The sequence below is a fragment of the Yoonia vestfoldensis DSM 16212 genome (genome assembly GCF_000382265.1).
Taxonomy (GTDB): domain Bacteria; phylum Pseudomonadota; class Alphaproteobacteria; order Rhodobacterales; family Rhodobacteraceae; genus Yoonia; species Yoonia vestfoldensis.
Map to the genome: position 1 here is coordinate 43,983 of NZ_KB907991.1, position 20,194 is coordinate 64,176.

The following is a 20,194-nucleotide window of genomic DNA, read 5'->3' on the forward strand; positions in this document are numbered from 1 at the left end:
ACGCGCGCCAGTCAATCCGCCTTGACGCGCGGGCGCAAGACATGCGGTTTGGTGGAATCGTATAGCGCTGAATCCGGAAAACCGTGGTTTTCCGACAGCGCGGGCCCCACAAGGATCAGCGCTGTGCGGGTGATTTTTGCGGCCCTGACCTGTGCATGGATATCGCTCAGCGTGCCGCGCAGGATCATCTGGTCCGGCCAGCCCACGCGGTAGATCACCGCCACAGGACAATCGGCCCCATAGAACGGCACAAGCTGCCGCTCGATCTCGCGCAGGGCGCGGATGCCCAGATGGATCGCAAGCGTCGCACCTGAACGGGCAAAGTTTTCCAAAGTCTCGCCCGCAGGCATGCCCGTCGATTTCATCGACATACGCGTCAGGATGATCGATTGCGCCACTTCCGGCACGGTCAGTTCGGTGCCCAGCGCCGCCGCCGCCGCCGCATAGGCGGGAACACCGGGGATGATCTGGTAATCGATCCCGTCCGCCTTCAGCCGCCGGATTTGCTCGGCGATGGCCCCATAAAGCGACGGATCCCCCGAATGTACCCGCGCCACATCCTGCCCTTTGGCATGGGCGGCCAGAATCACGCCATGCGTGTCATCCAGCGTCATGGAGGCTGTATCCATCACCAGCGCATCCGCGGGCGCACATGCCACGACAGCCTCGGGCACCAGCGATCCGGCATACAGGCACACAGGGCATTCCCCAATCACCCGCGCCGCCTTGAGCGTCAGCAATTCCGGATCGCCCGGACCTGCCCCAATGAAATACACCGTCATCTTCTTATTTCCCCAAATACTCCCGCCGGCAGGCGGAACATGTCATCCTGCCGCCAGATCGCCGTCAATCTTGCGGGCATAACCGCGCGGCGTATACATCCGCGGCCCCGTCCCCAACTGCGCCAGCCGTGAATGCGACGACCCCACCAGCACCACCGTCAGCATATCGACCTCGTCCACATCGAGCTGGTCCAGACGGCGATAGCGGATGTGTTCCTCCGGCCGCCCCAGCGACGAGGCCAGCATTACCGGCGTATCCGCAGGGCGGTGGCGCAACAGGATATCGCGCGCCTCGGCCAGCAGGGTGCGGCGGCGCAAGGATACAGGGTTATAGAAGGCAATCACGAAGTCGCCTTCCGCTGCCGCCTGCAACCGCTTGACGATATCACCGCGCGGCGTCAGCAGATCCGACAGCGAGATCGCGCAAAAATCATGCCCCAAAGGCGCACCTGCCCGTGCCGCAGCCCCTTGCAAAGCACTGACACCGGGCGAACAGATCACCTCGACCCGGCGCGCGGCGTCCGACACGCCCATCTGGTCAGGGCTGCGGTCCAAAAGTTCGAACACCAGCGCCCCCATCGCGTAAATCCCCGCATCCCCCGAACAGACCAGCGCCACGTTCTTGCCCTTGCCTGCCTGTTCCAGCGCATAGCGGCAACGGTCCTCCTCGCCCCCCAGCGGGAAATCCGACCGTTCCTTGCCCACGGCCAAAGGCCCGAGCAGATCAATGTAAAGCCCGTAGCCCACCAGTTCCTCGGCCTCGGCCACCAGCCGCGACACTTCGGGCGTGCGCCACGCCGCCTGCCCGGGACCGATCCCCACGACGGACAAGCGCCCGCGCGCACGGCCCGCCAGCGCGGTGATCGGCGCGGGCGCAATCGCCAGCGCACAGGTGGCATTCGCCGTCTTGCGCTTGGCCACCAGCAAGGTCGCCTCCGCCCCCGCCTGCGCCAGTGCCGCCGCCTCGGCCACGCCATGGGTGCCGACCTCGGCAAACACCACCTCCGACGGATTGGCCAGCCGTGGCGTCAGCGCCTCAAGCTCTGCCGCCGCGAACAAACGCAATGGCACACCCATCGCGCGCGCCAGATCGATGATCGCAGGTTCATCGGCCTTCAGCGTGATCGTGTTGACAGACTGCACCGCTTCCGGCGCGACACCAGCCTGGGCCAGCACCTCGGCCACCAGCGCCGCCATTTCCGCAGGCTCGCAGTCGCGCGCACAACCCAGACCCAAGGTCAACCGCTGCGGCGCGAATTGCAGATGCGCCTGCCCCAGATCGGGTTGCGCCTCCATCATGCAGGACAGCCGGACCGCATCGCCTTTGGGCAGGTCCGCAAGCCAAGGTGCATCTCCCGACACCTGCGCGCCGCCACCCGCCAAAAGCGCGGCCATCGCCTCCTTTGCATCACGGCGGTTCACCAGCCGCCAGCCCGCGGGCGGCTCATCCAGCGCCACTCCCAGCGCCACATCCCCCGCCGTCGTCACCGCCGCCACAGCGCCCAAAGCATCCGCGATCCGCGCGGCCAGCCGGTTCGCCCCACGATGGCCACCGAGCAACGGCACCACAACCGCGCCATCGTCGGACACTGCGATCACCGGCGGTTCGGCCGTCTTGTCCGCGAGCAACGGCGCCACCGCACGGATCAATATCCCCGCCGCGCAAACGCCTACGACCGGCACACCGGCTGCGAACAGATCGCGCGCATGATCCAGCGCATTGGGGAAATAGGCATCCGCGCGCGCCACACGCCCTTCGCGGCCATGCACCTGTGCGCCCAGCGCGGCGGCCACACGGTGCGCCACAGCCTCTCCCGAGGCGGACAGCGCCAGAACAACCGGTTTCACAGCCATGGATCAGCCCCTTTGGTCAGCAGGATCATCGAAAAATAAGGTGCGGTCGCCGGCGCATCCGCCAAAGGCAGCACGACTTCGTCGGGCAGGGTCGCGCGTTCGACATAGACCGCCATACCCGTCAGCCCCAGATCCGCAATCACCGCGCGGATCTTGGCCAGATGGCGGCCCACCTTCATGATGACGACACTCTCCGCCCCAGCAATCCGCGCGCGCAATTCATGCTCTGGCAAGGGGCCGGGCAGCACGGTCAACCGCTCGTTGCGCGCGACCAGCGGCTTGCCCGCGCGGGCGGCACAGGCGGTGATGGATGTCACACCCGGCACGACCTCGACGCGGTAACGATCCGACAGGCGCGCAAACAGATACATGAACGAGCCGTAAAAGAACGGGTCCCCCTCGCACAGGCACACGACATCCTGCCCCGCCTGCAGCGCCGCCGCGATCTGCACGGCTCCGGCATCATAGGCCGCCTGCGCCGGCGCGCGCTCCACGCTCATCGGCACATCCATCACGATCTCGCGGGCGTGCGGCGAGATCAGGTCCGCCGCAATCGCGCGCGCGAAACTCGCCGCCCCCGCCAGCGTCGGATAGGCGACAACCGCTGCGCTTTCGATCAGGCGCGCGGCGCGCAGGGTCATCAGATCAGGCGCACCGGGGCCTACGCCCACGCCATAAAGAACACCTGTCATTCCGCCCATCTTCCGAGCCCAAATATCCCCGCCGGAGGCAAGCGGCGGAGCCGCTTGAGGGGCGCAGCCCCTCGGCGCTTGCGCGCCTCACCCCGGAGTATTTTTGGAAAAAAGAAGTCGCAAAGATCAAGACGCATGATCATTCCTTCCTGACCATGGCCATCATCTTTTCACGAGGCTCCACTGCGTTACCGGCATCAGCGGTCGCCAGCCGGTCAGCCGCCCCACGGGTTCGGCGCGATGCACCGAGAGTTTCACCAGATCGCCGCCATGCGCCTTGTGCAGCGCGATCAGTTCCGCCTCGCTTTCCAATGTGACGGCATTGGCCACCAACCGCCCCAAGGGGCGCAACGCCGCCCATGCCGCTTCAAATGTCTCGCGGCTCAGCCCGCCACCGATGAAGATCGCGTCCGGCGCATCGAGGCCGTGCAAGGCATCGGGCACCATCCCGTCGATGAGTTCCAGCTTCGGCGCACCCAAGGCCAGCGCGTTGGCCGCGGCAAAGGCGCGCCTGTCCGCGCGCGGTTCGATCCCGATGGCGCGGGCATAGCGCGCGGCGCGCATCCATTCGATCGCGACAGACCCGCAGCCGCAGCCGATATCCCACAATAGCGCGCCGCGCATCGGCATCAGCTTGGCCAGGGTCGCCGCGCGGACCTCTTGCTTGGTCATGGTGCCGTCAGACTGGAATAGCTCATCCGCCAACCCCGGCACGCGCGGCAGCAAGGCCGCATCGGGGGCGGCAATACAGTCGACTGCAAGTGTGTTGAAGGCTGGCACCTCATGTGCCCAGCTTTCGGCCAGCCCATCAAACCGCGCCTCGTCCTTGCCGCCCATCGCGGCCAGCACCGTCATGCGCGACTGCCCGAAGCCCCGCGCAGTCAGAAACGCGGCAATCTGGGCGGGCGTTTCAGCCCCCGTCGTCAGGATCAAGAGCCGCGCGTCGGGCTGGATAAACGCGATCATCTGTTCGACGGGACGACCATGCACCGTCAGCGTTTCAACATCCGCGAGCGACCAGCCCATTCGCGCCGCCGCCAGCTGGAACGCCGAGAGTTGCGGGTGATAGACGATCTGCGCGGGATCGATCGCGCGGCCGATCCGTGCGCCGGCGGAAAACCACAAAGGGTCCCCCGTCGCCAGCACGACCACACGCCGCCCGCGCAGTCCTTCAATCGTGGAAATCAGCGCATCAAACGGATGCGGCCATGCGAGCCGCTCTGCGTCCAAGTTCTCGGCCAGCACATGATGGCGGTCGCCGCCGATGATGACCTCGGCCGCTTCCACGACAGCACGCGTCGCAGGCAAAAGCCCCGCCATCCCGTCCTCGCCAATGCCGACGATATGCAGCCAGGGATCAGACATCTTCGGGCAACCCCGCAGCCAATGCATTCACCGCAGCCGAGGCCATCGCCGACCCGCCGCGCCGCCCCCGCAGCGCGATGAAATCGCAGCCGCGCGGATCACGGGCAAGCTCGGCCTTGCTTTCGGCGGCCCCCACGAAACCCACCGGAAAGCCAAGGATCACCGCGGGTTTCGGCCAGCCCGCATCGAGCAGTTCCAGCAGGTGAAACAATGCCGTCGGCGCGTTGCCAATGGCGACGACTGCCCCCTCGATCCGGTCGCGCCACAGTTCCATGGCAGCGGCGGACCGTGTGTTGCCGATCTGCGCGGCAAGCGCGGGCACCGCAGGATCGTTCAGCGTCACGACCACCGCGTTGCCCGCTGGCAAATACCGCCGGATGATCCCCGCACCGACCATTTCGCAATCACACAGCACAGGCGCGCCCGCGCGCAACGCGGCCTGCCCCGCCTCGGCGACCTGCGCGGAATAGGCGAGCCTGTCGACAATCTCGACCATCCCGCAGGCATGAATCAGCCGCGTCATCAGCGGATGCAGCGCAGGCGCGAAACGGTCCAGCCGCGCCTCGGCCCGCACGGTGGCAAAGCTTTGCGCATAGATCGCCTTGGGGTCGGTCTCGTAGGGGCGCAAGGCGATACCTTTCCCGCTCAACGCTTTAGCGTCTTGCGCGCGCTTTCGGGTCCATGCGGATGTTTGGCATGGGGGTAAGGCGCGTGCTGATGCTCATGGTCATGGTGGTGATGGTCGTGATCATGCGGATGGTCGTGGTCATGATGGTGGTGATCGTGGTGATGATCCTGCGCGGTCAGACGGCACATGCCGGTGCAGAACGTGTCGCAAAGCGCGCAATCCGCCACGTTCGACCCCGGCGCGCTGGCGCCTTGGCCTTCGACATGGTGGTGGTGGCTTTCCTGCACGGCGCCGACCTCACCCTCGAACCCAAGCACCTGCGTGCGGTATTTGCACAAAACGCAGGTCGCGGGCGGCACCGCGCCAAAGGCGGGGTGGCTGCGGTCGGCGGCGCTGATCGTGTGGCTGTGGCCGTCCTCCAACGCCAGAACCTGCGCACGATAGCCGCAGATGCCGCAATTGGGCGGCGGGGTCGCGCTGTCCTGCTCCAGGATCCGCTCGGCAAAGGTTTCGAGCACCTTGGGATGATCGCCAAGGTATCCGGCCTTGACGAACTGGATTTCGGGATGTTCGGCGGCGACCTGATCGGTGAACCCGTAAATCCGGTCGATCAGGATGCCCGAGAACAGGAAATAGGGGAACACGATGATCCGCTTGTAAGGCAGGCGCGCGGCATGTTGCAGGCAAGGCTCGACCAAGGGGAAGGTCACGCCTGAATAGCCGACCTCGCACCAGCCGAACCCCATGCCTTCCTGAATCATCCGCGCGATTTTTGCGACATTGCCATTGGCGTCAGGGTCGGAGGCCCCGCGCCCGATGACGACAAGGCAAGTGTCCGTCAACGCGACCTTGCCGTGTTTGACGTTCGCGCGGTCCACCGCTTCCTGCACGCGGCCTGCGGCGGCGGCGATCATCTTGGGGTCGATGCCCAGTTCGCGGCCGTAATTCACGCTGATCCCGTGCTTGGCGGCATAGGTGTTCAGCACGGTGGGAATATCGTTCTTGGCATGCATCGCGGCGAACAGCATCCCCGGCACCGCCAATATCCGGTCGCAGCCCGCGGCGCGCAACCGGTCCAGCCCGTCGCGGATCACCGGATTGGCGAATTCCAGATAGCCATAGTCGGTCATCCAGTCATCCGGCAGATAGGTGGGCAGTTTTTCCGCCAGCACGGCGAATTCATCGACGGCAGACTGGCTCCGCGACCCGTGCCCACAAATCATCACACCTGTTTTCATGCTGTTTTCCCCTCGCCACTGGCACGGATGGTCATCCGTAAATCCGGTTGTCCCGACATGACCAGAGACCCGCAAGCCACGGGTGCGACGATGCGACATTCGGGTCCCCGCTTGGGTCGACCGCCCTGTCTCCAACCGTTCTGGCCCTGCACGGGCTTCGTCTCCTCCGCCGTATAGACCGGACGGCCCGACGGGGCAAACCGTTAAGCGGCGCAACATGCGTCCGGCACGACTCGTCTTGACATCAGTCTGGTGCTATCGCTAGGCCAGAACAGGGTCAGACAATATGGGAACATCGTGGAAGGCTGGTACTTGATCTTGATGATCTGGAGCGACGCCTATGGCGATGCCGATTGCAACCGCCTGATCCGCACCGCCCATGCGCATAGCTCCTCGCTCAAAGGCGTGGTCGTGTTGTCTGACCGGACCAATCGACAGCTGGATGCGCGCGCGATCCAAAGCCCGATCGCGGTGGACTTCGACCGGCCAGAGCACAAGAAAAACGGGTTGGCCGTCAAGATTTCCCTGTTCGAGATCGACGCCCTGCCCGCGGGTGCCCCTTGTGTCTATGTCGATCTTGACAGTGCGATCATCGGCGACCTTGGCCAGCTTGCAGTACTGACGCGGCATGGCCCCTTGTGGACCCTGCCGACGTCGCGCGCACGGTTCAGCGCGTGGTCGCGCCTTCGCTGGCGGCTGAGCGGGGGGCGGCGCTATGACGCTGGAAACTCGTCCATCTTTGCCTATCGCAATGCTTTTCCCGGCAATCCGACGGTCAAATTTCGCGCCCGGACCCCTGTTTTGGGGCAGGCGGCTTCTGACATTATTCGCGGCAATGACGACCTCTTCGTCGGGTGGTCCTGTCAGGATACCATCCGTCCGCTTCCGTCCAACCTCGCTGTGCGTTTCAGGATCGAATTTCTCGAACTCTCGCTTTGGCTCAACCAGATCAAGGCGCTGTTGCGACGCAAGAAGCGGCAGGACCTTGTCGTGATCACCTTCGACGGTGCCTTGACGAAACCCGATGTGATCGCAGGGCTTTCTGACGGAGAGCTCGTCACCGATCATCACGGGCGTCGGGCAAGATGGACTGATTTCCAGATGGGCGGCCTGCGCGCCAGAATGCGCGCCGGTCTTCGGCGCTGATCGCAACCGTTTATAGCGCTGTGCGTTTGCGCACCATCGCTGCGCCGTCATCCGCCTTGGTTCATCAACGCCAAGCCGTTACGTCAGGGCTAGAACAAAAGGAGCATCATCATGGGCCAACTCGTTGACGGCGTCTGGCATGACGTCTGGTACGATACCAAGAAATCCGGCGGCGCTTTCAAGCGTTCCGAGGCCGCGTTTCGCAACTGGATCACGGCGGACGGGTCTGCCGGACCTTCGGGCGAAGGCGGCTTCGAGGCAGAATCGGGGCGGTATCATCTATACGTCTCCTATGCCTGTCCTTGGGCGCACCGGACCCTGATTTTTCGGGCGCTAAAGGGGTTGGAGGATCACATCAGCATTTCCGCCGTGCATCCCGACATGCTGGGCGAAGGCTGGACCTTCGCAAAGGACGACAAGGGCGCCACCGGCGACACCCTGTTCGGCTATGACTTCGCCCGCGAGGTGTATCTGCGCGCGCTACCCGACATGACCGGTCGCGTGACTGTGCCGATTCTCTGGGACAAGAAGCGGGGAACGGTCGTCTCCAACGAATCGTCGGAAATCATCCGGATGTTCAACTCCGCCTTCGACGGGATCACCGGCAACACCGACGATTACTGGCCCGAGGAATTGCGCGACGCGATCGCCCCCGTGAACGACCGCATCTATGACACGGTCAACAACGGTGTTTACAAATCCGGCTTTGCCACGACCCAAGCGGCCTATGAAGACGCGGTCTATCCGCTGTTCGACAGCCTCGACTGGCTAGAAGACCGGCTGGGCAAATCCCGCTATCTGATGGGCGATACACTGACCGAGGCGGATTGGCGGCTGTGGACCACGCTCTTGCGGTTCGATCCGGTCTATCACCTGCATTTCAAATGCAATCGCAAACGGATCGCGGATTACCCGAACCTGTCAGGTTTCCTGCGCGACCTGTATCAGGTGCCGGGCGTCGCCGGGACAGTCAACATGGACCATATCGTGCGGCACTATCATTACAGCCACGACACGATCAATCCGAACCGGATCATCCCGATCAACCCGGTCATCGATCTGTCAGCGCCACACGGTCGGCACTGACGCCGCCGTAATGATGGACGATCGCGGCCAAGTCTTTTGGCGGGGTCGCGGTCTGAATAAAGGCGCGTGCATTGGCGCTGTAGCCGAAAATCGACCCGTCCGAAAAGAACGTGGTGTCAGTGACGAAGACGACATTCGTCTGCGGCTGTCTGAACTGGGCCATATCGGCGACCGCCAGCGCGCTGCCGCCATCCAGCACAAGATCAAGGACGATCACGTCGAAACAGCCTTTTTCAAGCGCGGCAAGGGCGGCGGCACCGGTGCGCACATACACGACCTGCGCGCCAAGCCGTTCCAGATGGCTCTGCCAGAGCGCACCCAATTGCACGTTGCCTTGAACGATCAGGACCTGCATGTCTTTGGACCAATCTGAAATGACTATTAGCACGCCACAGCCGAGCCGCAGAGAAACATCTGACGATAACACGATATCGGGTTATCGAACCCACAGCCACAGATCAAAAGATAGTGCGTACTTCGTTATCTTGCAGAGCGGGCAATAATCCGCTTGAACAGCGATGACAGCAAAAGGCTACAAAATGACCACTTGGATAACGATCTGTGACACCTGCAAGCGGGAAGGCTGGGAATCACGCACGATGGCCCAGACAGACGGCGAGGCGCTGGCAGCATTGGTCGAAGCCGCCGCGACGGGATTGCCCGGTGTCAAAACACGGCGGGTCTCTTGCCTGATGGGGTGCAAGTCAGGCTGCAACATCGCCATTCAGGCGCAGGGCAAGCTGAACTACACCTTGGGTGATTTCATCCCGGACGCGGATGCTGCTTCGGGGATCGTCACCTATGCTCTGGCCCATGCCCAGAGCACGACCGGACAGGTGCCCTACCGTGACTGGCCGCAAAGCATCAAGGGCCATTTCGTGACCCGCCACCCGCCATTGCCAGACACCGAATGACGGTTGCGCGCGATCATGGCGGCGGGCTCGATGCCGCGATCGCGCGCTATGGCGGCAGCCGGGCGTCATGGCTTGATCTGTCCACGGGGATCAATCCAATCCCTTACCCGCTGCCGCAATTTGCCGCCGATGCCTGGACGGCCTTGCCGGACAAGGCAGCCTTTGCCCGCCTGCATGATCTGGCGCGCGGGTTCTGGGGCGTGCCTGCGGGGGCGGGCATCGTTGCGGCAACGGGGGCCTCTGCCATCATCGCTGCCTTGCCGCGCGTGTTTCCGCAAGGCGAGGTCTGCATCCCCGGGCCCACCTATAACGAACACGAGGCCGCCTTTCGCGCCGCTGGCTGGACCATTGGCAAGGTGCCGCGTCAGGCGCTGGTGGCCGTGCATCCCAACAATCCCGACGGGGCAGTCTGGTCCGCGCCGGATTTCACCACACCCATCACGATCATCGACGAAAGTTTCTGCGACGTGATGCCCGAAAGATCGCTGATCCACCTCGCCAGCCGCCCGAACACGGTGATCCTGAAAAGTTTCGGCAAGTTCTGGGGGCTGGCAGGGCTGCGGTTGGGTTTCGCGGTCGGCGACCCTGCGGTAATCGCGCGGCTGGCGGATATCTTGGGCCCGTGGCAAGTCTCCGGCCCCGCGCTGAATATCGGGGCAGAGGCCTTGGCCGATCCGCAATGGGCCGATGCGACACGGGCAAGGCTGACGCGGGACGCAGGCAGGCTCGACCGACTGCTCACCGCCAAAGGCGCCGCATTTCTTGGCGGCACGTCCCTGTTCCGGCTTTACCGCGTGGATGACGCGACGCGCTGGCAGGACCGGCTGGCTCAAGGCCATGTCTGGTCCCGGGTCTTTCCCTATGCGCATGACTGGCTGCGCCTTGGCCTGCCCGCCCCCGACCGCTGGGCGCAGCTGGAGGCCGCGCTGTGATCCTGGTCTTCGGCATGATCCTCGATGCGCTGTTCGGAGAACCGAAATGGCTCTGGTCGCGCTACCCGCATCCGGCGGTCCTGATGGGGCGGCTGATCGGCTGGTGTGACCAGCGTTTCAACGCAGGCAATACGCGGCAGGCAAAAGGCATCGCCGTACTGGCGGGGCTGGTCATCGGCGCAGGGCTGCTGGGCCTGATCCTTGACGCGCTGCCGGGCAAGATCATCGACATTCTGGTCATCGCCGTCCTGCTGGCGCAGAAATCGCTGGCGGATCATGTGCGCGCTGTCGCGGACGCGCTGCGCCTGTCACTCGGCGATGGCAAACGCGCGGTGGCGATGATCGTGGGGCGCGACACGCGCGACATGGACGGGGCCGCCGTCGCACGGTCCGCCATCGAAAGCGCTGCCGAAAACCTGTCCGACGGGGTGATCGCGCCCGCCTTCTGGTTCCTGATCGGTGGACTGCCGGGGCTGTTGATCTACAAGATCGTCAACACCGCCGACAGCATGATCGGCTACCGCACGCCGCGCCATGAACAATTCGGCTGGGCCGCCGCGCGGTTTGACGATCTGCTGAACCTGATCCCGGCGCGCCTGACCGCCCTGATGATCTGGGCCGTGACCACCCGCCCCGACCCGCGCGGCATCCTCGCTGACGCGCCCTTGCACCGCTCGCCCAACGCGGGCTGGCCAGAGGCGGCGATGGCCCATGGTCTCGACATCGCGCTCAGTGGACCGCGCAGCTATGACGGGCAGTTGCGCGACTATCCTTTCGTCAACGCAGGCGGCGAACATGACCTGACACCGCAGGACATCGACCGCGCGGTGGCAGTGCTCTGGAAAACATGGGCGGTCGTCCTGATTGCCACACTGCTGCTGGCCTTCGGCGCAGCGGTCTGATCTGGTACTCTCGAGAACCAAAGGAAGGGTGGCCCATGACAACCCGCGACCTCGCGCACAAGGCATATCACGCAAAGATCGTCCGCCGCGGGCTCTATGCTTTGTTGACGATGGCCTTGGTCGGGATGGTTTTCTTTGCCCTGCGGCTGAGCATGGCCGCAAGCGTCTGGCAGATCCCGGCGGCACACCATGACCCTCTCGCAGGCTGGATGACGCCACGCTACATCGTAAGGTCCTGGGATGTTCCCCCCGAAGTCCTCGCGCAGGCCCTGGGGCTGGACCCCGATGGCAGCGGACGCAAGGTCACCCTGTCCGAATTGGCGATCGAACGGGGAACCGACCTCGACAGGCTGATTGCCGATATCGACACCACCATCGCAGCCTACAAGGCACAGCAAGATGACTGACCTTTTCTTTGAACTGGTGGCAAGCTGGGGCCTGATCATCATCGGACTGTCCGCCTATTTTTCCTGCCTCGCGGTGCCGGTGCCCACCTTTGCGGTGATGCTGGCAGGCGGGGCCTTTGCGGCAGCCGGGGATTTGATCCTATGGCAGGTCATCACCGTGGCCTATCTGGCGGCAGTCGCGGGCGACCAGACCGGGTTCCACCTTGGCCACATGGGCGGGCGCTGGCTGGATGCGCGGCTTGCGACGCGGCCCAACCGTGCCGCCCTGTTTGCGCGGGCAAGCGATCTTGTCGAGCGTTGGGGTGGCCTTGGCGTCTTTTTCACCACCTGGGCCGCCGCACCGCTCGGCCCCTGGGTCAATTTCGCCGCCGGAGCCGCCCGTCTGAACCGCTGGCGGTTCACCCTGTGGGACGCCGCAGGCGAGGCGATCTGGGTCGGCGGCTATGTCAGCCTGGGATATCTTTTTGGGACCCGGCTTGACGCGTTGACCGATCTGGTGGCCAATTGGGGCGGGTTCGCCACAGCGGCCTGCCTGACGATTGCGGCCTTCATCGGGCTGCTGCACCACCGCAGGCACCACGTGGAACGTTAACCGGCCTTGCGCGCACGCGGCACCCTGATACCCTTGCGCCGTCACAACCGGAGACCGCCATGCGCCTTGCCCTCGCCTTCTTGCTCTTCGCCAGCACCGCCCATGCCCAGACCTGCGGCGGCGACGTCAACACTTTCATTGCAGGCGTCAAGGCCGAGGCTGTGGCCACCGGCATCCCCCCCGCCACCACAGATGCGTTTTTCGCAGGCGCACAGATCGACCCCGCCGTGCTGCGCGCCGACCGCTCGCAAGGCGTGTTCCAGCAGGATTTCATCCAGTTTTCACGCAACCTGATCAGCCAGAACCGCGTCGACAACGGCGCGCGCAACAGCCAGCGTTTCGATGCGACGTTCCGCCAGATCGAAAGCCGCTTTGGCATCCCGCGCGGCGTGCTGCTGGCCTTCTGGGCGTTCGAGACGGATTACGGCGCGGTGCAGGGCAACTTCAACACCCGCAACGCCCTGCTGACGCTGGCACATGACTGCCGCCGGCCAGAGCTGTTCCGCCCCCAACTGATCGCCGCGATCGAGCTTTACCGGCGCGGCGGCATGGACCCCGCGACCACCTTGGGCGCTTGGGCAGGTGAAATCGGCCAGTTGCAAAAACTCCCGCGCGAGATCGTCGAAAAAGGCATGGACGGCGACGGTGACGGCGTGGTCGACCTCAAGAACTCCGCCCCCGATGCGCTGATGACCGGGGCGAATGTGCTGTCCTCACTCGGCTGGCGCCCGAATGAACCGTGGATGCATGAAATCACCGTGCCCGCCAATCTCGACTGGTCGCAGACTGGCCTGACCAAAAAGCGTCCCGTCAGCGACTGGGCCACGATGGGCGTGACCGCGCGCCAAGGCAGCCTCGGCCCGTCGAACTTGCCCGCCGCGATCCTGCTGCCGATGGGGCGCAACGGGCCGGCCTTCATGACGTACCCCAATTTCGACGTCTATTTCGAATGGAACCGCAGCTTTGTCTACGTGACGACCGCCGCCTACTTCGCAACCCGCCTCAGCGGTGCGCCGGTCTACAACGCGGGCAATCCGTCGCCCGCGCTGACAGGTGACCAGATGCGCCAGTTGCAGGAACGGCTGACCGCGCGCGGCTATGACGTGGGTGGCATCGACGGGATCCTCGGGGCGATGACCCGCAATGCGGTGCAGGCCGAACAATCCCGCCTCGGCCTTCCGGCGGACGCATGGCCGACGCTCGATCTGCTCAATCGCCTCTGATCATCTTCCGAGCCCAAATATCCCCGCCGGAGGCCTGAAAGTTCTTAGGCCACCATCGCCGCCGCCCGCTTGAGGTCAACCGAAACCAGCTGCGACACGCCCTGTTCGCCCATCGTCACCCCGAACAGCCGGTCCATCCGGCTCATCGTGACGGCATGGTGGGTGATGATCAGGAACCGCGTGTCGGTGCGGCGGCACATCTCGTCCAGCAGGTCGCAGAACCGCGTGACGTTGGCATCATCCAGGGGCGCGTCCACTTCGTCGAGCACGCAGATCGGCGCGGGGTTGGCCAGAAACACCGCAAAGATCAGCGCCAGCGCCGTCAGCGTCTGTTCGCCACCCGACAGCAGCGACAGGGTGCTCAGCTTCTTGCCGGGCGGCTGGCACATGATTTCCAGCCCGGCCTCCAGCGGATCGTCGGATTCGACCAGCACCAGCTTGGCCTCGCCCCCGCCGAAGAGATGGGTGAACAGCAGCCCGAAACTGTCGTTGACCTGCTCGAACGCGGTCAGCAGGCGTTCGCGTCCTTCCTTGTTCAGGCTTGCGATGCCGGTGCGCAGGGCGGCGATGGCAGCCAGCAGATCGGCCTTTTCGCCGACCAGCGCATCGTGTTCGACCTGCACCTCCGTCGCGTCTTCTTCGGCGCGCAGGTTGACCGCGCCCAGCGCGTCGCGCTGGCGCTTGAGCGCATTGACCTCGGCCTCGACCGTGACGACCGGCGGCATGTCTTCGACCGGCACACCCAAGGCATCGAGCAATTGCGCCGGTGTCACCTCCTGCGCTTCCATGATCCGCTCTGCGGCATAGGCGATGGTTTCGCGCGCGGCATCCGCACGGGCCTCTGACCGGGCACGGGCCTCGCGCGCCTCTGACGCCAGCCGTTCCGCATCGCGCTCGGCGTGGCCCGCATCGCGCAGGACCGTCTCTGCCTCGGCCAGCTTGTCGGCAGACGCACGGCGACGCGTCTCGGCGGTGTCGATCGCATCGGCCAGTTCCGCGCGCTTCGCCGCGATCTCCTCCGGCGCGGCAGAGGCTTCGACCAGTTCCGCCTCGGACGCCGCCTTGCGCTCGGCCAGTTCCGCGCTGCGCTTGGTCGCGGTTTCCAGCCTGTGTTTCCAGCCGCTGATTTCCTTGGTGATCTCCTGCGCGCGGCGCAGGCGGGCGTCGCCTTCACGGCGCAATTCCTCGGATGCGGACCGCCGCGACATCATCGTGATGCGCGCGGCCTCGACCGTCATCTTGACATCCTCGACCGACGCACGCGCCGCCGCCAGATCGCCAAGCGCCAGTGCCGCCTTTTCCGCTTCGGCCAGCGCCTTGCGTGCGCCCATCGCCTCTTCTTCGTGGCGACGCACAGCAAGACCAAGGCTCTCCAGCCGTCCTTGCGACAGGTTCCGGTCCGCCTCGGCACGGCTGGCGGCGCGGTTGGCATCGGCCACGGCGCGGTCGGCATCACGCCGCGCGGCGCGGGCCGCCTGATCGACGGCGGTGCAATCCTGCAAGGCACGGGTCAGCGCGTCATGCGCCGCCGCCGCCTGCTGTGCCTTGGCCGCTGCCGCATCCAGATCGCGCTGCAATTCGGCCAGCCGGTTAAGCTGCTGCAACCGCAGTGCCGCTGCCGAAGGCGCATCCTCGGCCCCAGACCGGAACCCGTCCCAGCGCCACAGATCGCCCGCCAACGACACAAGCCGCTGTCCGGGCTGCAAATCGGCCTGCAAACGCGGACCATCGGCGGCATCGACCAAGCCGATCTGCGCGATCCGGCGGGCGAGCACCGCAGGCACGGTCACAAAATCCGCCAACCGCGCCACACCCTGAGGCAAAGGCTGCGCCTGCGCATAATCGGGCAGGCTCGCCCAGCCGGTCGGCGCATCCGCCCCCACCGCAGGCGCGCGCAGATCATCCGCCAAAGCCGCGCCCAGCGCCTTTTCATAGCCCTTTTGCACCGACAGCAGGTCCAGCACCTGCCCGCCCTCGGCACGGTCGCGGTCCACAAGGCGCGACAGCGCGGTCACCTCGGCACGCAGCGCATTGGCACCGCCTTCAGCCTCGGACCGCAGCGCGCGGGCCTCGCTTTCCTGCGTCTGGGTGGCGCCACGGGCGGCTTCGGCGGCGGCCAGCGCCTGCTCGGCGGCATCGGCGGATGCGAGCGCCGCAGCCTCGGCCACACCGGCGGCGACGAAATCCACCTCGGCCTTGGCCAATGCGGTCGCCGCTTCCTGCGAGGCCGACTTGGACTTGACAGCCTCGGCCTCGTTCTTGGCCAAGGTCGCGCGGTGATCGTCGATCAGGCGTTGCGCCGACTGATGGCGCGCGGCCAGTCGGGCCACATCCTCGGTCAGTTGTGCGGATGCGGCCTCAGCCTCTTGCAGCACACCCGCCGCCTCGCGCGCAGCCGCCTGGGCCGCCTCCAGCCGCACGTCATGACCTTCACCCGCCTTCGCGATCTCGCGCGCTTCCCATTCCAGCCGCGCGATGGTTTCACCGGCATCCTTGTTCAGCCCCGCCTCGCGGTCGATATCGCGGGTCAGCTGGTCAATCCGGGCGCGCAGCGTCGCGATCATGTCGCGGGCGCGGGCTTCCTGATCCTGCAAGGCATCGCGCTGGACCTGCAGGCGTTGCAGGACGGCGGCGGCAATCGCTTCTTCCTCGCGCAGGGGCGGCAAGGCATCCTCTGCCCCCTGCCGCGCCTTCGTCGCATCGCGCGCCGCCCGCTCGGCCTGTGCGGCAGCGGTCGTGCGGTCGCGCAGCAGATTCGTGGCCTCCAGCAAGGCATCATCCGCCTCTTTCCAGCGGCGGAACAGCAGCATGCCCTCGGCGCGGCGCAAACTCTCGCCAATCTCGCGATAGCGCGCCGCCTGCCGTGCCTGCCGCGCCAGTTGTGCCAGTTGTGCCGCCAACTGGTCGATCACGTCATCCACGCGGGTCAGGTTCGTTTCCGCCCCTTTCAGCTTCAACTCGGCCTCGTGGCGGCGTTGGTAAAGGCCGGAAATCCCTGCTGCTTCCTCCAATATCCGGCGGCGCGACTTGGGCTTGGCGTTGATCAGCTCTGCGATCATACCCTGCCGCACAAGCGCCGGGGAATGCGCGCCGGTCGAGGCATCGGCAAACAGCATCTGCACATCGCGCGCACGCACGTCCTTGGCACCGACCTTATAGGCTGACCCCGCATCGCGCGTGATCCGGCGGACAATCTCCAACTGATCGGCGTCGTTAAAGGCCGCAGGGGCGAGCCGTTCGGCGTTGTCGATGACCAGCGACACTTCGGCGAAATTGCGCGCAGGCCGCGTCGCGGCACCGGCGAAAATCACATCCTCCATCCCGCCGCCCCGCATTGCCGAGGCGCGATGTTCGCCCATCACCCAGCGGAGCGCCTCCAGCAGATTGGACTTGCCACAGCCGTTCGGGCCGACCACGCCGGTCAGCCCGTCCGCGATGATCAAATCGGTCGGATCGACGAAGCTCTTGAAGCCATTCAATCGCAGTTTGCTGAAACGCACGGTCCGCTGCCCTTGATTCTGTGCCTGACAGAAAGCCTGCGACCAGAGACACCATGAGTCAACGAAACCGAACTACATAAGGCCGATTTCAGCCCCTTATCCACAAGATATTGCGAAATCCCCATCTTCCGAGCCAAAATATCCCCGCCGGAGGCAGCGCCGGAGGCGCTATTGGCCCTGTCAACGTCGGTTTACAGCTTGACCAGATGCCACCAGTGCAGGCACAACCAGGGCGCATGGTTCCCCGTACGGCGCGCAGCGTCAGGGGATCAAATGGGAATGTGGACGGGCCGATCCTGTAAGGGAGACCTAAAGCCACAGCCGCCCCCGCGACTGTATGCGGAGAGTGCCTTGTTACAACGCCACTGGGTCCGCCCGGGAAGGCAACAAGGTGCATCGACCCGCAAGCCAGGAGACCAGCCATGCACCGGGGATCACCCCGGCAAACAACAACGGACGGGGTGTTCCGTGGGGGTTCTGCATTGGCCGCATGGCCCGTGCTTCCCATGAAATCCCCCCTTTAAGTCGATCCAAAGGGGACAACATGAAAAGACTTCTGACCATCGCGGGCCTCAGCCTTGCCGCATCACCCGCGCTTGCGCATCACCCGCTGGGTGGCCTGCCTATGGAAACCTTCACCCACGGCCTGATGTCGGGCATCGGCCATCCCGTGCTGGGTTTCGACCATCTGTTCTTTGTCGCGGCCATGGGCATCGCTGCGACCTTCACCGCCAACCGTCTGCTGACCCCCGCCGCCTATATTGCCGCGATGCTGGCGGGCTGCGGTCTGATGTATGCGGGTATCGCCATGCCGCTTGCTGAAACCGTGATCGTGATGTCGCTTTTGGTCATCGGCGGGATCGTCCTGTCGGGCAAAGGCCTGACGACAACGACCGCGCTCTTGGTCTTTGCGACCTTCGGCCTGTTCCACGGCTCTGCCTTTGGCGGGTCGATCGCAGGACAAGAAGGCGGCGTCGGCGGCGGTGTGCTGATCGGCTACCTGATCGGACTTGGCGCAATCCAGTATCTGATCGCCATCGGTGCAGGCTGGGCCGCGCGCAAGCTGGGTGCCACGGATGCCAGCGCGATCACCGCCCGTCTGGGTGGCGCGATGGTCGCAGGTGTCGGCGTGTTTCTGGCGCTCGAGATGATCGAAGGCCCGATCGTCACCGCGCTCGCCGGCTGATCCCGCTCACCTGCCAGTCACAGGACGGCCCCCCAAGGGCCGTCCCCATTCCTGTTTTCGCGTCAAGGACATCCCATGCCCGCCAAAATCCCCGCCACCATCGTCACAGGTTTCCTTGGCTCTGGCAAAACCACCCTGATCCGGCACATGCTGCAGAACGCCCATGGCAAGCGCATCGCGTTGATCATCAACGAATTCGGTGATCTGGGCGTGGATGGCGACATCCTCCAAGGTTGCGGCGAAGAAGTCTGCGCCAAGGACGACATCGTGGAATTGTCTAACGGCTGCATCTGCTGCACCGTGGCCGACGACTTCATCCCCACGATGGAGGCGCTTCTGGCGCGCAGCCCCGCCCCCGACCATATCGTCATCGAAACATCCGGTCTTGCCTTGCCGCAACCCTTGGTGCGCGCGTTCAACTGGCCCGGCATTGCGACCCGCGTCACTGTGGACGGCGTCGTCACCGTCGTCGATGGCCGCGCCGTGCAGGACGGCCAGTTCGCCCATAACATCGCCGCCGTCGATGCCCAGCGCGCCGCGGATGACAACCTCGACCACGAAACGCCGCTGTCCGAACTCTTTGAAGACCAGATCGCCTGCGCCGACATGATCGTGGTGAACAAGACCGACCTGCTGACAGCGGAAGAGGCCGACGGCCTTGCCGCGCAGCTCCGCACGGACAGCCGCGACGGTGTGCAGGTGGTGAAAACCAGCATGGGCGCGCTGCCTGTCGATGTGCTGCTGGGGCAGGGGATCGGGGCCGAGGGTGATCTCGAATCCCGCCACGAAATCCACCATCATCACCACCATGATGATGACGAGGATGACCACGACGACGATCACCACCACGACCACGGCCATGACGAGTTTGAAAGCTTCATCGTCACCCGTGACGAGGTGAGCGATGCCGCAGCCTTCGCCGCACAGGTCAGCGCCGCGATCAAGGCCAACAATATCCTGCGCCTGAAAGGTTTCGTCGCTGTTGTAGGCAAACCCATGCGGATGACGTTGCAGGCCGTCGGCCCCCGCGTCGATACCTATTTCGACCAGCCCTTCGGCGATGCCCCGCGCCAGACACGGCTTGTCGTGATCGGCGAGGCTGGGCTGGACCGATCCGCGATCACGGCAGCGCTACAAGCATGATCGTCGTCGCGCGCACAGATCCGCATGATCCGCAGGCCACAGCCCTGCTGCAGCAAAGCCATGCGCTGATGCAGGCGCTGTTCCCGCCAGAGGAGAATTTCTACCTCTCCATCGACGATCTGGTGGCGGAGGACATCCATTTCTACACCGCCCGCATCGGTGACAAAATCCTCGGCACCGGTGCCCTGCGCGTCTGCGACGGTTACGGCGAGATCAAGTCGATGTTCGTGGACGAGGCCGCGCGCGGCAAAGGTGTCGCCGATGCGATCCTGCGCCAGATCGAGGATCAGGCCCGCGATCTGGACCTGCCATGGCTGAAACTGGAAACCGGCAATATCCTGCAGGCGGCGCAGACCCTTTACGCAAGGCATGGGTTCACGCCTTGCGGAAAGTTCGGCGACTATCCGGCCATCGCCAGTTCGGTTTTCATGGAAAAGCGGCTGTGAGTTCAGCCTTTCTTTTCCTCGGCGGCCTTTTTCATCCGGGCCAGCAATTCGGCCTTGTCGGGACGCGCGCCAAAGGGCTTTTTCTTCGATCCCGGCGCGTTGTGCTCTTCGTGCTTGGGGCCTTTTTTAGCCATCTTCGGTGCTCCTGCAGCGTTGTA

Annotated in this window: 20 protein-coding genes and 1 riboswitch; of the genes, 11 read left to right on the forward strand and 9 right to left on the reverse strand. The window is 64.8% G+C overall.

Translation table 11 applies throughout. From position 1 onward, the window contains the following. Positions 1-11: 11 nt before the first annotated feature. The 6 genes from cobM to H147_RS0116345 all read right to left on the reverse strand — a co-directional run bounded on the left by cobM (position 12) and on the right by H147_RS0116345 (position 6,559). Entirely contained in the window at positions 12-782 is a 771-nt protein-coding gene (gene cobM / locus H147_RS0116320) for a precorrin-4 C(11)-methyltransferase (RefSeq protein ID WP_019956466.1), read from the reverse strand. A gap of 42 nt (positions 783-824) precedes the next feature. Further along, positions 825-2,636, reverse strand: a complete 1,812-nt coding sequence (gene cobJ, locus H147_RS0116325; RefSeq protein ID WP_019956467.1) for a precorrin-3B C(17)-methyltransferase — start codon at positions 2,634-2,636, stop codon at positions 825-827. Next, complete coding sequence (gene cobI / locus H147_RS0116330; RefSeq protein WP_019956468.1) at positions 2,627-3,328, reverse strand: precorrin-2 C(20)-methyltransferase; 702 nt, start codon at positions 3,326-3,328, stop codon at positions 2,627-2,629. Before cobI ends, cobJ begins: the two co-directional genes overlap by 10 nt. Positions 3,329-3,490: 162 nt before the next feature. Further along, positions 3,491-4,693, reverse strand: a complete 1,203-nt coding sequence (locus H147_RS0116335; RefSeq protein WP_019956469.1) for a bifunctional cobalt-precorrin-7 (C(5))-methyltransferase/cobalt-precorrin-6B (C(15))-methyltransferase — start codon at positions 4,691-4,693, stop codon at positions 3,491-3,493. Further along, on the reverse strand, positions 4,686-5,321 hold the full coding sequence (locus tag H147_RS0116340; protein ID WP_026352625.1) for a precorrin-8X methylmutase: 636 nt from the start codon (positions 5,319-5,321) through the stop codon (positions 4,686-4,688). Before H147_RS0116340 ends, H147_RS0116335 begins: the two co-directional genes overlap by 8 nt. A 17-nt stretch (positions 5,322-5,338) precedes the next feature. After that, complete coding sequence (locus tag H147_RS0116345; protein WP_019956471.1) at positions 5,339-6,559, reverse strand: sirohydrochlorin chelatase; 1,221 nt, start codon at positions 6,557-6,559, stop codon at positions 5,339-5,341. Positions 6,560-6,880: 321 nt separating this feature from the next. Between H147_RS0116345 and H147_RS0116350 the strand changes: the two genes are divergently transcribed. Continuing rightward, positions 6,881-7,705, forward strand: coding sequence for a hypothetical protein (locus H147_RS0116350; RefSeq protein ID WP_019956472.1), 825 nt, complete (start codon positions 6,881-6,883; stop codon positions 7,703-7,705). 111 nt (positions 7,706-7,816) lie between these two features. After that, a complete protein-coding gene (locus H147_RS0116355) occupies positions 7,817-8,791 on the forward strand; it encodes a glutathione S-transferase family protein (protein WP_019956473.1) in 975 nt (324 codons plus the stop codon). Here H147_RS0116355 and H147_RS0116360 read toward each other — a convergent pair. After that, positions 8,757-9,146 (reverse strand): response regulator, encoded by a 390-nt coding sequence (locus H147_RS0116360; RefSeq protein WP_019956474.1) that lies wholly within the window; start codon positions 9,144-9,146, stop codon positions 8,757-8,759. The two genes, H147_RS0116355 and H147_RS0116360, sit on opposite strands and share 35 nt — an antisense overlap. 184 nt (positions 9,147-9,330) lie before the next feature. On the opposite strand from H147_RS0116360, the gene H147_RS0116365 reads away from it, so the two are divergent. The 6 genes from H147_RS0116365 to H147_RS0116390 are packed head-to-tail and all read left to right on the forward strand — an operon-like array spanning position 9,331 to position 13,761. Next, complete coding sequence (locus H147_RS0116365) at positions 9,331-9,705, forward strand: DUF1636 family protein (RefSeq protein WP_026352626.1); 375 nt, start codon at positions 9,331-9,333, stop codon at positions 9,703-9,705. Next, positions 9,702-10,637: a threonine-phosphate decarboxylase gene (locus tag H147_RS0116370; protein ID WP_019956476.1), complete on the forward strand. Its 936-nt coding sequence runs from the start codon at positions 9,702-9,704 to the stop codon at positions 10,635-10,637. The genes H147_RS0116365 and H147_RS0116370 overlap by 4 nt, the downstream gene beginning before the upstream one ends. Next, complete coding sequence (gene cbiB / locus H147_RS0116375) at positions 10,634-11,539, forward strand: adenosylcobinamide-phosphate synthase CbiB (RefSeq protein ID WP_019956477.1); 906 nt, start codon at positions 10,634-10,636, stop codon at positions 11,537-11,539. The genes H147_RS0116370 and cbiB overlap by 4 nt, the downstream gene beginning before the upstream one ends. 35 nt (positions 11,540-11,574) lie before the next feature. After that, positions 11,575-11,946 carry a hypothetical protein gene (locus H147_RS20400; RefSeq protein WP_019956478.1) on the forward strand — a complete coding sequence of 124 codons (372 nt, stop codon included), beginning with the start codon at positions 11,575-11,577 and terminating at the stop codon, positions 11,944-11,946. Continuing rightward, positions 11,939-12,538, forward strand: a complete 600-nt coding sequence (locus tag H147_RS19975; protein ID WP_019956479.1) for a DedA family protein — start codon at positions 11,939-11,941, stop codon at positions 12,536-12,538. The genes H147_RS20400 and H147_RS19975 overlap by 8 nt, the downstream gene beginning before the upstream one ends. Positions 12,539-12,597: 59 nt before the next feature. After that, positions 12,598-13,761: a lytic murein transglycosylase gene (locus tag H147_RS0116390; RefSeq protein ID WP_019956480.1), complete on the forward strand. Its 1,164-nt coding sequence runs from the start codon at positions 12,598-12,600 to the stop codon at positions 13,759-13,761. A gap of 44 nt (positions 13,762-13,805) precedes the next feature. On the opposite strand, the gene smc is transcribed toward H147_RS0116390, so the two are convergent. Then, positions 13,806-17,261 carry a chromosome segregation protein SMC gene (smc, locus tag H147_RS0116395; RefSeq protein ID WP_019956481.1) on the reverse strand — a complete coding sequence of 1,152 codons (3,456 nt, stop codon included), beginning with the start codon at positions 17,259-17,261 and terminating at the stop codon, positions 13,806-13,808. Positions 17,262-17,481: 220 nt separating this feature from the next. After that, positions 17,482-17,700: riboswitch (cobalamin riboswitch) on the forward strand. Between the two features lie 105 nt (positions 17,701-17,805). Here smc and H147_RS0116400 point away from each other — a divergent pair. The 3 genes from H147_RS0116400 to H147_RS0116410 all read left to right on the forward strand — a co-directional run bounded on the left by H147_RS0116400 (position 17,806) and on the right by H147_RS0116410 (position 20,036). Further along, positions 17,806-18,447 carry a HupE/UreJ family protein gene (locus tag H147_RS0116400; protein WP_019956482.1) on the forward strand — a complete coding sequence of 214 codons (642 nt, stop codon included), beginning with the start codon at positions 17,806-17,808 and terminating at the stop codon, positions 18,445-18,447. Positions 18,448-18,522: 75 nt separating this feature from the next. Further along, positions 18,523-19,590 (forward strand): cobalamin biosynthesis protein CobW, encoded by a 1,068-nt coding sequence (cobW, locus tag H147_RS0116405; protein WP_019956483.1) that lies wholly within the window; start codon positions 18,523-18,525, stop codon positions 19,588-19,590. After that, positions 19,587-20,036, forward strand: coding sequence for a GNAT family N-acetyltransferase (locus tag H147_RS0116410; protein ID WP_019956484.1), 450 nt, complete (start codon positions 19,587-19,589; stop codon positions 20,034-20,036). The genes cobW and H147_RS0116410 overlap by 4 nt, the downstream gene beginning before the upstream one ends. A 2-nt stretch (positions 20,037-20,038) precedes the next feature. Here H147_RS0116410 and H147_RS21510 read toward each other — a convergent pair whose 3' ends face one another. Continuing rightward, positions 20,039-20,170, reverse strand: a complete 132-nt coding sequence (locus H147_RS21510) for a hypothetical protein (protein ID WP_257790143.1) — start codon at positions 20,168-20,170, stop codon at positions 20,039-20,041. Positions 20,171-20,194 lie beyond the last annotated feature (24 nt).

Excerpts from the sequence above, each read along its gene's own strand:
- cobM (WP_019956466.1), bottom strand. The coding sequence starts at position 782 with ATGACGGTGTATTTCATTGGGGCAGGTCCGGGCGATCCGGAATTGCTG.
- cobJ (WP_019956467.1), bottom strand. The coding sequence starts at position 2,636 with ATGGCTGTGAAACCGGTTGTTCTGGCGCTGTCCGCCTCGGGAGAGGCT.
- cobI (WP_019956468.1), bottom strand. The coding sequence starts at position 3,328 with ATGACAGGTGTTCTTTATGGCGTGGGCGTAGGCCCCGGTGCGCCTGAT.
- H147_RS0116335 (WP_019956469.1), bottom strand. The coding sequence starts at position 4,693 with ATGTCTGATCCCTGGCTGCATATCGTCGGCATTGGCGAGGACGGGATG.
- H147_RS0116345 (WP_019956471.1), bottom strand. The coding sequence starts at position 6,559 with ATGAAAACAGGTGTGATGATTTGTGGGCACGGGTCGCGGAGCCAGTCT.
- H147_RS0116350 (WP_019956472.1), top strand. The coding sequence starts at position 6,881 with ATGATCTGGAGCGACGCCTATGGCGATGCCGATTGCAACCGCCTGATC.
- H147_RS0116355 (WP_019956473.1), top strand. The coding sequence starts at position 7,817 with ATGGGCCAACTCGTTGACGGCGTCTGGCATGACGTCTGGTACGATACC.
- H147_RS0116360 (WP_019956474.1), bottom strand. The coding sequence starts at position 9,146 with ATGCAGGTCCTGATCGTTCAAGGCAACGTGCAATTGGGTGCGCTCTGG.
- H147_RS0116365 (WP_026352626.1), top strand. The coding sequence starts at position 9,331 with ATGACCACTTGGATAACGATCTGTGACACCTGCAAGCGGGAAGGCTGG.
- H147_RS0116370 (WP_019956476.1), top strand. The coding sequence starts at position 9,702 with ATGACGGTTGCGCGCGATCATGGCGGCGGGCTCGATGCCGCGATCGCG.
- H147_RS20400 (WP_019956478.1), top strand. The coding sequence starts at position 11,575 with ATGACAACCCGCGACCTCGCGCACAAGGCATATCACGCAAAGATCGTC.
- H147_RS19975 (WP_019956479.1), top strand. The coding sequence starts at position 11,939 with ATGACTGACCTTTTCTTTGAACTGGTGGCAAGCTGGGGCCTGATCATC.
- H147_RS0116390 (WP_019956480.1), top strand. The coding sequence starts at position 12,598 with ATGCGCCTTGCCCTCGCCTTCTTGCTCTTCGCCAGCACCGCCCATGCC.
- H147_RS0116400 (WP_019956482.1), top strand. The coding sequence starts at position 17,806 with ATGAAAAGACTTCTGACCATCGCGGGCCTCAGCCTTGCCGCATCACCC.
- cobW (WP_019956483.1), top strand. The coding sequence starts at position 18,523 with ATGCCCGCCAAAATCCCCGCCACCATCGTCACAGGTTTCCTTGGCTCT.
- H147_RS0116410 (WP_019956484.1), top strand. The coding sequence starts at position 19,587 with ATGATCGTCGTCGCGCGCACAGATCCGCATGATCCGCAGGCCACAGCC.
- H147_RS21510 (WP_257790143.1), bottom strand. The coding sequence starts at position 20,170 with ATGGCTAAAAAAGGCCCCAAGCACGAAGAGCACAACGCGCCGGGATCG.